At 64.1% G+C, this 14,301-nt stretch carries 14 protein-coding genes; 5 read left to right on the forward strand and 9 right to left on the reverse strand.

Annotation, left to right across the window (positions count from 1 at the left end):
- Positions 1-9: 9 nt before the first annotated feature.
- A complete protein-coding gene (locus tag HDC32_RS27730; protein ID WP_184746266.1) occupies positions 10-4,257 on the reverse strand; it encodes a DEAD/DEAH box helicase in 4,248 nt (1,415 codons plus the stop codon).
- Positions 4,258-4,423: 166 nt separating this feature from the next.
- On the opposite strand from HDC32_RS27730, the gene HDC32_RS27735 reads away from it, so the two are divergent.
- Positions 4,424-5,308, forward strand: a complete 885-nt coding sequence (locus tag HDC32_RS27735; protein WP_131700325.1) for a sugar nucleotide-binding protein — start codon at positions 4,424-4,426, stop codon at positions 5,306-5,308.
- A 123-nt stretch (positions 5,309-5,431) separates the two neighbouring features.
- Here the strand turns inward: HDC32_RS27735 and HDC32_RS27740 are convergent, their stop codons facing one another.
- The 5 genes from HDC32_RS27740 to HDC32_RS27760 all read right to left on the reverse strand — a co-directional run bounded on the left by HDC32_RS27740 (position 5,432) and on the right by HDC32_RS27760 (position 9,346).
- Positions 5,432-6,130: an OmpW family protein gene (locus tag HDC32_RS27740; RefSeq protein WP_131700324.1), complete on the reverse strand. Its 699-nt coding sequence runs from the start codon at positions 6,128-6,130 to the stop codon at positions 5,432-5,434.
- A gap of 96 nt (positions 6,131-6,226) precedes the next feature.
- Positions 6,227-6,748 (reverse strand): DUF3299 domain-containing protein, encoded by a 522-nt coding sequence (locus tag HDC32_RS27745; RefSeq protein WP_131700323.1) that lies wholly within the window; start codon positions 6,746-6,748, stop codon positions 6,227-6,229.
- An 11-nt stretch (positions 6,749-6,759) separates the two neighbouring features.
- A complete protein-coding gene (locus HDC32_RS27750; RefSeq protein WP_027605183.1) occupies positions 6,760-8,025 on the reverse strand; it encodes an ABC transporter permease in 1,266 nt (421 codons plus the stop codon).
- Position 8,026: 1 nt separating this feature from the next.
- Positions 8,027-8,737 (reverse strand): ABC transporter ATP-binding protein, encoded by a 711-nt coding sequence (locus HDC32_RS27755; RefSeq protein WP_053138261.1) that lies wholly within the window; start codon positions 8,735-8,737, stop codon positions 8,027-8,029.
- Positions 8,738-8,743: 6 nt separating this feature from the next.
- Entirely contained in the window at positions 8,744-9,346 is a 603-nt protein-coding gene (locus tag HDC32_RS27760) for a DUF2796 domain-containing protein (protein WP_184746268.1), read from the reverse strand.
- A gap of 131 nt (positions 9,347-9,477) precedes the next feature.
- Here HDC32_RS27760 and HDC32_RS27765 point away from each other — a divergent pair, with 131 nt between their 5' ends.
- Entirely contained in the window at positions 9,478-9,825 is a 348-nt protein-coding gene (locus tag HDC32_RS27765; RefSeq protein WP_184746270.1) for a hypothetical protein, read from the forward strand.
- On the opposite strand, the gene trxA is transcribed toward HDC32_RS27765, so the two are convergent.
- Genes trxA through HDC32_RS27780 form a run of 3 tightly spaced genes read right to left on the reverse strand, consistent with a single transcriptional unit; the run spans position 9,822 to position 11,841 of the window.
- Entirely contained in the window at positions 9,822-10,694 is an 873-nt protein-coding gene (gene trxA, locus HDC32_RS27770; protein ID WP_131700320.1) for a thioredoxin, read from the reverse strand. The two genes, HDC32_RS27765 and trxA, sit on opposite strands and share 4 nt — an antisense overlap.
- Positions 10,695-10,726: 32 nt before the next feature.
- Positions 10,727-11,389, reverse strand: a complete 663-nt coding sequence (locus HDC32_RS27775; protein ID WP_145336783.1) for a methyltransferase — start codon at positions 11,387-11,389, stop codon at positions 10,727-10,729.
- Entirely contained in the window at positions 11,386-11,841 is a 456-nt protein-coding gene (locus HDC32_RS27780; protein WP_027605189.1) for a YbaY family lipoprotein, read from the reverse strand. The genes HDC32_RS27775 and HDC32_RS27780 overlap by 4 nt, the downstream gene beginning before the upstream one ends.
- Positions 11,842-11,981: 140 nt before the next feature.
- On the opposite strand from HDC32_RS27780, the gene nrdR reads away from it, so the two are divergent.
- The 3 genes from nrdR to HDC32_RS27795 are packed head-to-tail and all read left to right on the forward strand — an operon-like array spanning position 11,982 to position 14,295.
- Positions 11,982-12,452, forward strand: a complete 471-nt coding sequence (gene nrdR / locus HDC32_RS27785) for a transcriptional regulator NrdR (RefSeq protein WP_167656713.1) — start codon at positions 11,982-11,984, stop codon at positions 12,450-12,452.
- Positions 12,449-13,585, forward strand: coding sequence for a bifunctional diaminohydroxyphosphoribosylaminopyrimidine deaminase/5-amino-6-(5-phosphoribosylamino)uracil reductase RibD (gene ribD, locus HDC32_RS27790; RefSeq protein WP_167656714.1), 1,137 nt, complete (start codon positions 12,449-12,451; stop codon positions 13,583-13,585). Before nrdR ends, ribD begins: the two co-directional genes overlap by 4 nt.
- A gap of 47 nt (positions 13,586-13,632) precedes the next feature.
- Positions 13,633-14,295, forward strand: a complete 663-nt coding sequence (locus tag HDC32_RS27795) for a riboflavin synthase (RefSeq protein WP_032884562.1) — start codon at positions 13,633-13,635, stop codon at positions 14,293-14,295.
- The last annotated feature ends 6 nt before the right edge of the window (positions 14,296-14,301 follow it).

A 14,301-nucleotide genomic window follows, 5' to 3' on the forward strand; every position in this document is an offset into this window, starting at 1 on the left:
CCTTCAAATTCAGTGCCTGATCAACTTCTCCTGCACCGCCTGCTGATCCACATCCAGCAGTATCTGCTGCTTGCCGGCGACCATCACCGCCGCCGGCAACCCATCCCGATACACAATTCGATTCCCACTCACCGCCGGCACCTTGCTGCCCGGCAACAGTGTGCCCACCAGGTTCAGCGGGTCAGCCCCGCACACGGCAATCAAACTCCCGTCATGAGGCCTGCGCCGCACTTCGCGCAGCAACGGGATCGCTTCGGGCAAGGCAAACTGCTCACCCGCCAGCCCGCTGACAAACCGCCCGCCACGAATCTCACCCCGCGCCTCCAGCCGATGGAACGTACGCAGCAATTCGCGCCAACTCGGCAACCAATCCGCCTCGCGCTCCAGCAAGCGCCAGAACACCACGCCATAACGGCGCAGCAAGGTCATCGCCACATGTTCCAGGGTTTCGGCCGAGTGCGGGCCGGCGGCGGTTGATGGGCGGCGAATCAGCGCCCAGCGCCCGGCATCGTCCATGCCGCCGATAAACGCCCCACGCCCGCGCCGACTGCTGCGCGCCTGGCGCTTGCTGGCCGGGGTGGTCAGGGCACGCAACCCGGCAAAGCTGTCGGCATTCACCAGGCCGGCGCCGACCAGTTCCTGCAAGGCGGTTTCCAGTTCGCTGCGCAGCAGATGGGCTTCGTGCACGAGCTCATCGAAAAACAGCGCGCCGTGTTCACGCAGGGCCAGGTGGACCTTTTGCGCCTTGAGCGACAGGGTCGTGCTGTCGGTGGGGTCGGTCAGCCCGCTCCACAATGCCACCTGGCTGCGCGGCAGCAGCACCACCGGCGTGCTGCGCAGGGCAATGGCGCCAGCCTTGTTGCTCAAGCGCGTCCATACCAGCTTGCCGCTGCGGCACAGGTCGTCGAGCCAGGTTGATGAGTAATCCTTGATCCGTGCACTGAGCAGGTCACTGTCCCAGGCCGACGTGGCGGCGGCATACCCTTCGAACTGGCCGACAATCTGCGGCAACACGGCGCTGCCCTGGCCGCGCGTGCTCTCGGACAGGTGCTGCCAATCGAACAGGAAGCGCATGAAATCCTGCAGCGCCACCGGCTCGATTTCCCGGCGCAGGCGCTTGACCGTGTAGCGATGAATGCGCGCGAGCAGATGCCGTTCGCACCATTGTTCCTCAAGTGCGCCGGGGCTGAAGCGACCGCGCAGCACGTAGCCTTCCTGCTCCAGGCGGGCCAGCGCCTGGGTGATATCGCCCAGCGGCAAGGCCAGTGGCGCAGCGATCTCGATCAGGCGCTGGGGGCCGAAGCCACCGAGGCGCGCGCGCAGCAGTTCCACCAGCGCGTCGTCAAAGCTCCAGGGCTCATCGAAGCCGGGGAGCAGTGGCAAATTGTGGGGATAGATCGCCTGCAAACACCCCAGGCGTTCCACTGCGACCCACAGGCCGTTGGGCAATTGATAGGCGCGGCCACCTTTAGCCAGGGCCTGCAACCACTCGGCCCATTGCGGGGTGACCTCGTTGCTGGCGATGCACGCCAGGCTCATCAATGCCTCATGCATTTCATCCACGCCATGGGGCGCCGGCCAGGCCTCTTCGCACACGCCGGCGATGGCGTCCGCGTCCAGTGCGCCGAGGTCGTCGGTGCTCTGAGGGTCGCTCCAACGGCGGTTGAGCACGGCCTGGGTGCGGCGTTCTTCCAGCGGTGCATCGTCGAGAAAGGTGTAGGGGCGCGCGCTGAGGATTTCGGCAGCCATGGGCGAGGGCGCCGGCAGGTCGCGGCTGATCAACCGCACTTCGCCGCGCTCCATGCGCCGCAGCAAGGCAAGCCAGGCGTCGCTGTCCATGGCTTCGTGCAGGCAGTCGTCGAGGGTTTGCTCCACCAGCGGGTGCTCGGGCACTTCGCGTTCGCCGGCGAGGTTTTCCAGGCAGGCGATCTGGTCGGGGAACACGCTGGCGATCAGGTCTTCGCTCTTCATGCGCTGGATCTGCGGCGCCACTTTGCGCCCGGCGGTAAAGCGCGGCAGCGCCAGTGCCACGCCGGCGTTCCAGCGCCAGCGCACACCGAACAGCGGTGCATCCAGTACGGCCTGGATCAGCAGGTGTTCGGCACTGTTGCTGTTGAGGTAACGCCATACCTCATCGAGCTCGAAACTGTGGCTGGTGGACAGCGACAGCACGATCGCATTTTCACTGGCCGCCGCTTGCAGCTCAAAGTTGAAGGTGCGGCAAAAACGCTTGCGCAAGGCCAGGCCCCAGGCCCGGTTGACGCGGCTGCCGAACGGCGTGTGGATGATCAGTTGGGTACCGCCGGACTCGTCGAAAAACCGCTCCATGATCAACGTGTCCTGGGACGGCAACGCGCCGAGTGCCAGGCGCGCGCGGGCCAGGTAATCGAGGAGCTGTTCGGCGCTGGCGCGGTTCAGGCCGAGGGTGCCGGTAAGCCAGTCATGCGCCGGGTGCAGGTCGCCGGGGCTGGCGCTGAGCAGGCTGTCGAGTTGCCCCTGCAAACGTGCGACCGCGGCGGATAACTCATTGCTGCGCCCCGGCGCTTCACCGAGCCAGAACGGAATGGTCGGCGGTTGGCCGTGAGCGTCTTCGACCCGCACTTTGCCGGCTTCGACCCGCAAAATCCTGTAGGACGTATTACCGAGCTGGAAGATATCCCCGGCGATACTTTCCACTGCGAAATCTTCGTTGACGCTGCCGATATTCAGGCCCTGGGGCTCCAGCAACACGCTGTAGTCGGCGTTGTCGGGGATGGTGCCGCCGCTGGTTACGGCGGTCAGCTTGGCGCCACGGCGACCGCGCAGGGTGCGGGTCAGTGCGTCGCGGTGCAGGTACGCGCTGCGGATGCCCTGGCGGCCGTTGTAACCGTCGGCGAGCATCTGCAGCAGCGCCTGGTAGTGGCGTTCATCCAGGGTGGCATAGGGCGCGGCGCGGTGGATCAGGTCGAGCAGGGCCTGTTCCGGCCACTCCTGGGCACTGACCTCGGCGATGATCTGCTGGGCCAGCACGTCCAGCGGCGCCACCGGGACCTGCAAGGTGTCCAACTCGCCCCGGCGTACACAATCGAGCAGGGCGGCGCATTCGATCAGGTCGTCGCGGGTCGTGGCAAACAGGCGTCCCTTGGGCGTGCCGCCGACCTGGTGCCCGGAGCGGCCCACCCGCTGCAGAAAACCGTTGATGGAGCCCGGCGACGCGATCTGGCACACCAGGTCGACATCGCCGATATCAATCCCCAGCTCCAGGGACGCGGTGGCGATCAGCACTTGCAGCTCGCCCGCCTTGAGGCGTTGCTCGGCGTCCAGGCGCATCTCCTTGGCCAGGCTGCCGTGGTGGGCAGCGACGGCGCTCTTGCCCAGGCGCTCGCTCAAATGCCGGGCCAGGCGTTCGGCCAGGCGCCGAGTGTTGACGAAGATCAGCGTGGTGCGATGCTCACGGGCAAGGGCGGCGAGACGGTCGTAGACCAACTCCCAGACATCGTTGGCCATCACCGCCGACAGCGGCACCGGGGGCACTTCGATATCCAGGTCGCGGGCACGGGCATGGCCGATGTCGACGATGTCGCACGCCCGGTCGGTACCTACCAGAAAGCGCGACACCGCCTCGACAGGTTTTTGCGTGGCCGACAAACCGATGCGGGTCAACGGCTCGGCACACAAGCCTTGCAGGCGTTCCAGGCTCAGGGCCAGGTGGCTGCCGCGTTTGCTGGCGGCGATGGCGTGGATTTCATCGACGATGACCGTGCGCGTGCTGCCCAGCATTTGCCGACCGGAGTCCGAGCCCAGCAGCACGTAGAGCGATTCCGGCGTGGTCACCAGGATGTGCGGCGGGCGCTTGCGCATCTGTGCGCGGTCTTTCTGCGGGGTGTCGCCGGTGCGTACGGCGGTGCGAATCACCAGCGGCGGCAGGCCCAGGCGCTGCAAATGCTCGGTGATCCCGGCCAGCGGGGTTTGCAGGTTGATCTGGATGTCGTTGGACAGCGCCTTGAGCGGCGACACATACACCACCAGCGTCTCGTCCGGCAGTTGCCCGCCGTTGGCCAGGCCCTGGTGAACCAGGTCATCCAGCACCGCGAGGAACGCCGTCAGCGTCTTGCCGGAGCCGGTGGGCGCCGCGATCAGCGTTGAACGGCGTTGGCGGATCAACGGCCACGCCTGGGCCTGGGCGCTGGTCACCGAGGGGAAGGTGTGGCGGAACCAGGTGCTGACGGCGGGGTGAAAGCCGTTCAATACCGTGTCGGTTGATTCAGGAAGGTTCATGCCTAAGTTATGCAGCCCACTCCAACAAGTTGCAACCCCGCACTTTATCCGTGACGGTTGCGCTACAAACCCGCAAAATGCAACGATTCTGGAATAACCCTACGGCATGCCTCACCCGCCTGCCGACAATAACCATCGTTCCAAACAGACCGGGCCTGCTCAATCTATGCGAATGCGCCTTATGTTACTGGGCGGCGGGAATGCCCTCGGGCAGGCGCTGATTCGCCTCGGTGCAGAGGAAGACATCGGTTTCCTCGCCCCCAAACCGCCCAAAGACGGCTGGGATGCCGCGAGCCTCACCCAATTGCTCGACGACACCCGTCCCGATGCGTTGATCAACCTCGCCTACTACTTCGACTGGTTCCAGGCCGAAGCCGTCAGCGAGACCCGCCTGGCCGCCCAGGAATTCGCCATCGAACGCCTGGCCGAACTGTGTCAGCACCACAACATTACCTTGCTGCAACCGTCCAGCTACCGCGTATTCGATGGCTCCCGCGCCACCGCCTACAGCGAAAAGGACGAGCCGGTGCCCCTGGGCCTGCGTGGCCAGGCGTTGTGGCGTATCGAGCAAAGCGTGCGCGCCACTTGCCCGCAGCATGTGCTGCTACGTTTTGGCTGGCTTCTGGATGACAGCGTCGACGGCACCCTCGGGCGCTTCCTGGCCCGGGCGGAAAAACCGGATGAATTGTTGATGGCGGACGATCGTCGCGGCAACCCGACGCCGGTGGACGATGCGGCGCGGGTGATTATCTCGGTGCTCAAGCAACTTGATTGCGCGGCGCCGCTGTGGGGCACTTACCACTATGCCGGGCATGAGGCGACCACGCCGCTGGCGCTGGGCCAGGCGATCCTCACCGAGGCGCGCACCTTTCACCCGCTGGCCATTGAAGCCCCTACCGCCCAGGCCCACGCGGCACGGCCGGATGCGGCAGACGAACCGCAGCATGCGGTGCTGGCCTGCAAGAAAATCCTCCACACCTTCGGCATCAAGCCTCGGGCGTGGCGCGCAGGGCTACCGGCGTTGCTTGACCGGTTCTATCGCCACGGCTGACACAACACAAAGTAAATGTGGGAGGGGGCTTGCTCCCGATAGCTGCGTGTCAGTCAACAGGTTCATGACTGATCCACCGCTATCGGGAGCAAGCCCCCTCCCACATTGGTTATGCAGTGTTGCTTAGAACTTGTAACCGATACCCACCATGTAAACCATCGGGTCCACGTCCACATTGACCTTGGCACGGGTGCCCGGCGCTACGGCATTGTTTTCCACGGTAGCCTTGGTGCTGATGTCGATGTAGCGCGCCTGGGCGTTGATCATCCACTTGTCGTTGATCATGTAGTCCGCGCCGATCTGCGCAGCCCAGCCCCAGGAGTTCTCGGCCTTGAAGTTGCTGAAACCGGCTTCGGAGGCGCGGCTGCCGACGTGTTCGTCGTAGATCCAGGTGTAGTTGATACCGGCGCCTACGTACGGTTGGAACGGGGATTTGTTGTCCAGTGGGTAGTACACGACGCTCAGGGTTGGCGGCAGGTGTTTCAGCGTACCGAGCTTGCCGTTGGCGGCGCCGAGGGCGGTGCCCTTGATCTTCACGTCATGCTCGAACGGTGTGGCAGCCAGCAGTTCGATACCGACGTGATTGGTCAGCATGTAGGCGAAGTTCAGACCCAGCTGGGTGTCGCTGCTCATGGTCGCCTTGCCGCCCAGGTTGGCACCGGCCAATGGGCCTTGGTCAACTTTGACGGTGCTGCTGTCTGCCTTCGGGTTCACGGTGATTGCACCGGCACGAATCAGAATGTCACCCGCTTCGTGAGCGTGGACGGCAGGGGCGGCGAGGGCGAGCGCGAAGAGGGACGCGCCGAGCAGAGACTTGTTCATAGGAGCTCCAGAGGGTGTATTAAAAGAGATACATCCAATGGTAAAGATCGTTCCGGTTGGGCCGTTGACTCAGCTCAATGAAACGGTAATAACCCGCTACTCCTGCAGCTCATATACGTAAATCTTCTGCGCATCCATTTGATAACCGGCATCTGCAAGCTCACTGGATGACGGTTTGACCTGCATCGTGCCTTCGATCCAGTACGGCTGATACAGCTCATCGAGCTTCACGCCGACCTCGCTCTTTACATGCACGATCTGGTTCGACGGCGGCGGCGGCACATGGATGCACGCGCCGAAATACGGCACCAGCAAAAACTCGGTGGTGCGGCCTTCTTCGCTGACTTCCAGCGGCACGATATACCCCGGCAGGCGAATATGCTGGCCATCAAGGCTCTGCACTACCGGCGCGTTGGGCAGGTCTTGCTTGGCCGCCGGCGCCGCTTCGACGGACAAGGCATCGGCCATGTTCGACAGGTTGTGCAGCGGTTTCATGTTGGGGATTTCCGGCGGCGCGTCCGGCGGGATCATCTCCTGCCAGGACAGGTCCTTGGGCTGGTCCTCCGCCCAGGCGGGCACGGTCACCAGCAGCAATAACGCAAACAGAGCGCGACGCATCGAAGCCTTCCTCATAAACGTATGGACAGGCCATCGGCCAGGGATTGTCGGTAGGCGCGCCAGGCGGGCACGCTGCCCATCAACAGCGCTGCCGCCAGGATACCGGCGAGCAAGGTCCATTCATATTCGCTGGGCCACGACATCGGCAGGTCCAGGCCGTAATTGGCCTGCAAATACCCGCGCGATGCGGCGATGCACACGTACAGCAAGCCCACGCCTGCGATCACGCCAGACAGGGCCAGGGCGAAGGCTTCGAAGATCAGCAGCGTCGCGATATGCCACGGCCGCGCACCCACCGAACGCAGGATCGCCATTTCGCGACGGCGTTCGTTGAGGCTGGTGAGGATTGCGGTGAGCATGCCGATCAAGCCGGTCAGCACCACGAACAGCGAGATCACGAACAGGGCCTTTTCGGCGGTGCCCATCATGCTCCATAGCTCTTGCAGCGCCACACCGGGCAGGATCGCCAGCATCGGCTCGCCACGGAACTCGTTGATCTCCCGCTGCAGGGCGAAGGTGGAGATCTTGTTGTTCAGGCCGAGCATAAAGGCCGTGATGGCTTGCGGGGTGAGGTCCATGTTGCGCGCCTGGTCGGCACTGATGCGGCCTTTGCCCTGGGCCGGTACGCCGTTGTGCCAGTCGATATGAATCGCCTCCATGCCGCCGAGGCTGATATGCAGCGTGCGGTCCACCGGCGTGCCGGTGCGCTTGAGGATGCCGACCACGGTGAATGGTTTGTCATCGTGCTTGACCAGGCTGACCACCGCCACGCCGTGGGCCAGTACCAGCTTGTCGCCGAGCTTGTAGTGCAGGGCATCGGCGACTTCGGCGCCGAGTACCACTTCGAACGGGTCGGTGGCGAAGGCGCGGCCGCTGGCCAGTTCCAGGTTCTGTTTGCGCCCGTACTGGTAGTGCTCGAAGTACGATTCGTTGGTGCCCATTACGCGGTAGCCGCGATGGGAGTCGCCGAGGGAAATCGGGATCGCCCATTTCACCTGGGGGCTGGCGGCGAAGTGCTCGTAGCTGTCCCAACGAATGTTGTTGGTGGCGTTGCCGATGCGAAACACCGAGTACAGCAGCAGGTTGACCGACCCTGAGCGCGCGCCGACGATCAGGTCGGTGCCGCTGATGGTGCTGGCGAAACTGTTGCGCGCCTCAACGCGCACGCGCTCCACCGCCAGCAGGAGGCACACCGACAAGGCGATGGCGAAGGCGGTGAGGATCGCGGTAAAGCGGCGGTTAGCCAGGCTGGCCATGGCTAGACGAAACAGATACATCTCAAACCTCTGCGGGCGTGGCGGCGCGATTGAGTTCGGCCAGCGACAGGTTGCGGTCGAACAGCGGCGCCAGGCTTTGGTCATGGCTGACAAACAACAGGCTGGCGCCGGCTTCGCGGCATTCGGCGAACAGCAGTTGAATGAAGGCTTCGCGGGCGTCGTAGTCCAGGGCCGAGGTGGGCTCGTCGGCGATCACCAACTCCGGTTGGCCGATCAGCGCACGGGCGGCGGCCACCCGTTGCTGTTGGCCGATGGACAACGAATCGGCACGGCGCTCCAGCAGGTCTTTGTCCTTCAAGCCCAAGTGTGCCAGCAAGGTCGCGGCGGCCTGGTCGACGCTGCCGTGGCGTTGGATTGCCCGTTGCGCGCGCAGCTTGGAAAAGTGACAGGGCAGCTCGACGTTCTCGCGCACCGACAGGAACGGCAGCAGGTTGAACTGCTGGAAGATATAGCCGGTGTGGTCAACGCGAAAGCGGTCCCGCGCACCGGCCGAGAGTTCGGTCAGCTCCTGGCCGAGCAGGCGGATGCTGCCGCGGCTGGGCTTCTGTACGCCGCCGAGCAGGCCGAGCAAGGTGGTTTTGCCACTGCCGCTCGGCCCCTTGAGAAACAGGGTTTCCCCCGCTTCCAGGCGGAACGCGGGGATGTCCAGTAACTGTGGGTGACCGGGCCAGTTAAAGCCCAGGTCAGACAGTTCGATCAATGCGTGGGTCATGGGGGCTCAGAACTTCAGGGTGGCTGCTGTGGCCGTCGCTTCAACGCCTTGCTGGCCGCTCGGACCGATCAGTTGTACCTGAATTTTCTGGGTCGCGGGGAAGGTCTTGAACACCTGGGTCAGGTCCAGGTTGCTCAGGGCGGCCGGCGTAGCACAGGTGAATTGGAAGTGGGCGTGGATTTCACTGTGATCGTGATGATGCTCGTGGGCGCCGTCTTTGGCGTCGTCATCATGATCATCGTCGTCGTGGTCGGCTTCCGGTTTGTCGCCGAACAGCGGGCTGTTGAGTTCCTGGGTGCTGATCACGCAACCGGCGGCCTTGGGCAGGTTGAACAGGGCCAGCGGGTTCTCCAGCTGTTTGCGTGCGGCGGCGACCTTGGCTTTGTCGGCAGCGCTGGTGGCGACGTGTTCGAAGCCCACCAGGTTCATCGCCGGGCTGTCCAGTTCAAGCTCCAGGGCCTGGCCGTCGAGCACCGCGTTGAGGCGACCGACGCCGTGTTCGTGTGCGCCGAGGCTACCGTGTTCGTGATCGTGGTCATGCTCGTCGGCGGCGTGAGCGATGGCGAGTGGCAACAGGGCAAACGGCAAAGCAAGCAGCAGACGGCGCATGAGAAGGCTCCAGAAAATGAAATTTATGTTATGTGATCTTATAACAATAGTGCTGAGAGTTTGACCGCCTGCTTGGCGTTGCGCAAGCCACATGGGAGCATGCTTGTCAGAAAAATGCAGGAGTAAGGACGATGTTGCGAATTCGTGGAACCGTTGGCGACCTGCCGGTGGACTTGACCCTGGAACTGGATGACGGCGATTGGGCGCGACTCGGCGCACAGTTGCAGGTAACGCCAACGACAAACGCGGCCGCCGCGCCGGCGGCACCGGTCAAGCACAATGATGACCTGTGGCAAAGCGCCCAGGACCTGTTGCGCAACGCCGGGCAGCTCAGCGGCCTGGAATTGCTTGATCGACTGGAAGGTTTGGCGGGGGGTGCCGCGGCGGGCAAGCGCCTGTTGGTGCGCCTGCGCCATAGCGCCAAGGTGAAAGTGGCCAGCGGCGGGGATACGCCGCTGTACAGTTGGATCGGCGATTAGTACAGCGCGGCGAACAACTTGCGGCGGTACACGGTCACCAGCGGGTGATCATTGCCCAGCAGTTCGAACACCTGCAGCAAGGTCTTGTGCGGCAGGCCTTCGCTGTAGCCGCGGTTGCGGATAAACAACTTGAGCAGGCCTTCCAGCGCGGCGTCGTACTGCTGGCGCGCCAGTTGCTGGATGGCCAGTTGATAGGCGGCTTCGTCGTCCTGCGGGTTTTGTGCCAGGCGGCTTTTCAACTCGGCGGCGTCCGGCAGGTCGGCGGCCTGGCGCAGGAAGGTGATTTGCGCCTTGGCGCCGGCGAGGGCGGCTTTGTGGTCGTCGCTTTTCACTGCGTCGAGCACGGTTTGGGCTTCACCCAACTCACCGCGTTCGGCCAGGCAACGCGCGTACAGAATCAACGCGGCGGCGTTGGTGTTGTCTTCACCCAGCAGCGCTACCAGCACGGCCTCGGCGTCGCTGATGCGGCCATCGGCAAACAGCGCCTTGGCCTGCTCCAGCGGGTCAGCCGCCGCCGGTGGTGGCATCTGCACATGCGGCTCCAGCATCGCCCGCACCGCCGACTCCGGCTGCGCCCCGGCAAATCCATCCACCGGCTGGCCATCCTTGAACAGCACCACCGTCGGCAGGCTTTGAATGCCAAAGCGCGCGACGATGTCCTGCTCGGCCTCGCAATCGACCTTGGCCAGCAGCAGCTCGCCCTGATAACTCTGGGCAATCTGCGCCAGCATCGGCATCAACGCCTTGCACGGCGCGCACCACTCGGCCCAAAAATCCACGAGCACGGGTTTTTCGAAGGAGTTCTGGATCACGGCCTGGTCGAAGTTGGCGCTGGTGACGTCGAAGATGTACGGCGTGGGCTCACTCATGGGGCGTCTCGAATAAAGCGGGAATGGGGCAACTATAAGGGCTGGCGCCGCGAATGGTACAGGCTCACCTTGCGAAACTCCCAAGGCTCGGCCAAGTCCGGCAATGTCAGCGCATCGAGTATCTCCAGCCGCCGATAAGCCGGGTGCTGGAAGTCCCGCACGCGCGAGTCCGCCACCAGCGCTTCGCGGCCTCGGCTGAGGAAGTGGTCGAGCAACGGCAGGTTGGCCCGGTCGTAGAGCACATCGGCGACCAGGATCAGGTCGAAGCGGTCGGCTTCGGCGAAAAAGTCCGCTGAATAGCTCAGCGCCACGCCGTTGAGTTCGGCATTCGCCCGGCAGGACGCTAACGCCAGCGGGTCGAGGTCGCAGGCAACCACTTCCAACGCGCCGGCTTTAACCGCCGCAATTCCGGCCACACCGGAGCCGGCGCCGAAATCCAGCACGCGCTTGCCTTTCACCCATTGCGGGTTCGCCGCCAGATACCGCGCCAGCGCCAAACCACTGGCCCAGCAAAAACTCCAGTAGGGCGGTTCATGCAGGATGCGTCGGGTTTCCTCGGGACTGAAGGCGCGGTCCATGTTGTCCGCATCCAGCAGCCACAATGAAAGCTCGGTGCCCGGCAGCGGGCAGGGCACCAGTTGGGCGTCGCCGATCAGCGCGCTCAGGGCGCGCTGCAAGTCCAACGGTGGCGTCATGGTGCCTTGACGAGTTCCAGGGGGCCGGTGGTCTGGGTGATGGCCTGGGTGATGCGTACGGCGGGCAGGTGCAGGATCAACTGGCCGGATTGGCTGGCACGGCCACGCAATTCAACCCGCGCACCGGCTGGGAACGCCTCTGGGTTGTAGCGCAGGCGGAAGGCCAGGGGCTTGCCGTTGCCGGTCAGTACGCTGCTCGCCAGCAGTTGTTGCGGGCGCGAACGGTCATCGATCACCAGCAGCGCCATCTCGACTTCGGCACCGGCCGGCACGTTGGTGAGGCTGCCGCTGATTTCGCGTTGATAGGCGGGCAGGGGGCCGAGGTCTTCAATGCCGGGGACTTTTTTCTCTTGTGCGGGCGTCGGTTGAGGTGCGGCCGGCTTGGGGGCTTCGCTGCTGCAGGCGACCAGGACACTGAACACGGTGAGCAAAACAAGTGGTCGTAACTGCATGTACGGCTCCAGAAAAGGACAAAATCCGTGGCTTGAAATATAAGAAACATATAGGCCTGCCTATATACCGTAAAGGCTATGGCTTGTCTTGCCACAGGGATGCGCTACCATGGCCCTCCCTTTTTTTGTTGCCTGCCACCATGCACTGTCCCTTCTGCGGTGCCAACGACACCAAGGTCATTGACTCGCGTCTGGTCGCCGAGGGCGATCAAGTGCGTCGCCGGCGCGAATGCCTGGCCTCTGGCTGCGGTGAACGTTTCACCACCTTCGAAACCGCCGAACTGGTATTGCCGCGTCTGATCAAGTCCGACGGCAGCCGCCAGCCTTTCGACGAAGAAAAACTGCGCGCCGGTATGCAGCGCGCCCTGGAAAAACGCCCGGTGAGTGTCGAGCGGCTGGAGGCGGCGCTGGCGCATATCAAGCACAAGCTGCGCGCCACCGGCGAGCGCGAGGTCAAGAGCCTGGTGGTTGGAGAGCTGGTGATGGGCGAGCTGCAAAAGCTCGACGAAGTCGCCTATATCCGTTTCGCTTCGGTGTATCGACGCTTCCAGGACCTCAACGAGTTCCGCGAAGAGATCGACCGCCTGGCCCGTGAGCCTGCCAAAGAATGACCCCGCCTTCTGCTGAACAGACTGTCCTCGACGCCCATTACATGGCCCGCGCCCTCGAACTGGCGCGCAACGGCCTGTACACCACCCACCCCAACCCGCGCGTGGGCTGCGTGATTGTCCGCGATGGGCAGATTGTCGGCGAAGGCTGGCACGTGCGCACCGGCGAACCCCATGCCGAAGTGCATGCCTTGCGGGCTGCCGGTGACAAGGCCCGAGGTGCCACGGCGTACGTAACCCTCGAGCCCTGCAGCCATTACGGCCACACCCCGCCGTGCGCCGATGCGCTGGTGAGTGCCGGGCTGGCGCGGGTGGTCGCGGCGATGCAGGACCCCAACCCGGAAGTCGCCGGGCGCGGCATGCAGCGCTTGGCCCAGGTTGGGATCGAGGTGCACAGCGGCGTGCTCGAAGGTGAAGCGCGGGCCCTGAATAAGGGCTTCCTCAAGCGTATGGAGCATGGCCTGCCGTTTGTGCGGGTCAAGCTGGCGATGAGCCTGGACGGCCGCACCGCCATGGCCAGCGGCGAAAGCCAATGGATCACCGGCCCCGCCGCCCGCGCCGCCGTGCAGCGCCTGCGCGCCGAGGCCAGCGTAGTGCTGACCGGCGCCGACACCGTATTGGCCGACGGCGCACGCCTGACCGTTCGCGCCGCCGAACTTGGCCTGGACGAAGCCACCACCGCCCTGGCCATGTCGCGTCCGCCGCTGCGCGTGCTGATCGACGGCCGTTTGCGCGTGCCGCTCAACGCACCGTTCTTCAAGGCTGGCCCGGCGCTGGTCATCACCTGCGTCACCGCGGAAAACCAGTTCCCCCGTGGCCCTGAATGCCTGGTGGTACCGGGCGTGGACGGCCAGGTCGACCTGCGCTCGGCGCTGGTGGCGCTGGCCGCCCGTGGCGTCAACGACGTATTGGTGGAAGCCGGCCCAAGCCTGGCAGGTGCATTTGCCCAGCAAGGCCTGGTGGACGAATACGTGATTTTCGTCGCCGGCAAGTTCCTCGGCTCCGCCGCCCGGCCTTTACTCGACTGGCCGCTTGAGAAACTGGCAGACGCCCCCCAACTCAAGATCACTGAAATGCGCGCTGTAGGCGACGACTGGCGAGTCACTGCCATCCCTGTGCCAGCAGCGAGCGTATAATTCTGACCGGGCGCTCAAGTGCCCGCCCCGTTTTCCAGGAGAAGGCCATGTTCACCGGCATTATCGAATCCATCGGCAGCATCCGCGCCATGACCCCCAAGGGTGGCGACGTGCGCCTGCTGGTTGAAACCGGCAAGCTCGACCTCGGCGACGTCAAGCTGGGCGACAGCATCGCCGTAAGCGGCGTGTGCCTGACCGTCATCGAACTGCCGGGCAACGGCTTTGCCGCCGACGTCAGCCGGGAAACCCTGGACTGCACAGCGATGAACGACCTCAAGGCCGGCAGCCCGGTCAACCTGGAAAAAGCCCTCACCCCGACCACCCGCCTGGGCGGCCACCTGGTCAGCGGCCACGTCGACGGTGTCGGCGAAGTGGTTGCCCGCAGCGAAAATGCGCGTGCCGTGGAGTTCCGCATCCGCGCGCCTAAAGAGCTGGCCAAGTACATCGCCCACAAAGGCTCGATCACCGTCGATGGCACCAGCCTGACCGTGAACGCCGTGAACGGCGCCGAATTTGAACTGACCATTATTCCCCACACCCTGAGCGAGACCATCATGGCGTCGTACCAGCCTGGTCGCCGGGTGAACCTGGAAGTCGACTTGCTTGCCCGTTACCTGGAGCGCCTGCTTATGGGCGATAAGGCCGCAGAGCCTGCAACTGGGAACATCACTGAGAGTTTTTTGGCCGCTAACGGCTACCTGAAATCCTGACCAAGG

Source organism: Pseudomonas sp. JAI120 (assembly GCF_014207255.1).
Taxonomy (GTDB): domain Bacteria; phylum Pseudomonadota; class Gammaproteobacteria; order Pseudomonadales; family Pseudomonadaceae; genus Aquipseudomonas.

Bases quoted from the DNA above. Each gene is read 5' to 3' on its own strand.
- HDC32_RS27775 (WP_145336783.1), bottom strand. From the start codon at position 11,389: ATGACGCCACCGTTGGACTTGCAGCGCGCCCTGAGCGCGCTGATCGGC.
- HDC32_RS27780 (WP_027605189.1), bottom strand. From the start codon at position 11,841: ATGCAGTTACGACCACTTGTTTTGCTCACCGTGTTCAGTGTCCTGGTC.
- HDC32_RS27750 (WP_027605183.1), bottom strand. From the start codon at position 8,025: ATGTATCTGTTTCGTCTAGCCATGGCCAGCCTGGCTAACCGCCGCTTT.
- ribD (WP_167656714.1), top strand. From the start codon at position 12,449: ATGACCCCGCCTTCTGCTGAACAGACTGTCCTCGACGCCCATTACATG.
- HDC32_RS27730 (WP_184746266.1), bottom strand. From the start codon at position 4,257: ATGAACCTTCCTGAATCAACCGACACGGTATTGAACGGCTTTCACCCC.
- HDC32_RS27795 (WP_032884562.1), top strand. From the start codon at position 13,633: ATGTTCACCGGCATTATCGAATCCATCGGCAGCATCCGCGCCATGACC.
- HDC32_RS27760 (WP_184746268.1), bottom strand. From the start codon at position 9,346: ATGCGCCGTCTGCTGCTTGCTTTGCCGTTTGCCCTGTTGCCACTCGCC.
- trxA (WP_131700320.1), bottom strand. From the start codon at position 10,694: ATGAGTGAGCCCACGCCGTACATCTTCGACGTCACCAGCGCCAACTTC.
- HDC32_RS27745 (WP_131700323.1), bottom strand. From the start codon at position 6,748: ATGCGTCGCGCTCTGTTTGCGTTATTGCTGCTGGTGACCGTGCCCGCC.
- nrdR (WP_167656713.1), top strand. From the start codon at position 11,982: ATGCACTGTCCCTTCTGCGGTGCCAACGACACCAAGGTCATTGACTCG.
- HDC32_RS27765 (WP_184746270.1), top strand. From the start codon at position 9,478: ATGTTGCGAATTCGTGGAACCGTTGGCGACCTGCCGGTGGACTTGACC.
- HDC32_RS27740 (WP_131700324.1), bottom strand. From the start codon at position 6,130: ATGAACAAGTCTCTGCTCGGCGCGTCCCTCTTCGCGCTCGCCCTCGCC.
- HDC32_RS27735 (WP_131700325.1), top strand. From the start codon at position 4,424: ATGCGAATGCGCCTTATGTTACTGGGCGGCGGGAATGCCCTCGGGCAG.
- HDC32_RS27755 (WP_053138261.1), bottom strand. From the start codon at position 8,737: ATGACCCACGCATTGATCGAACTGTCTGACCTGGGCTTTAACTGGCCC.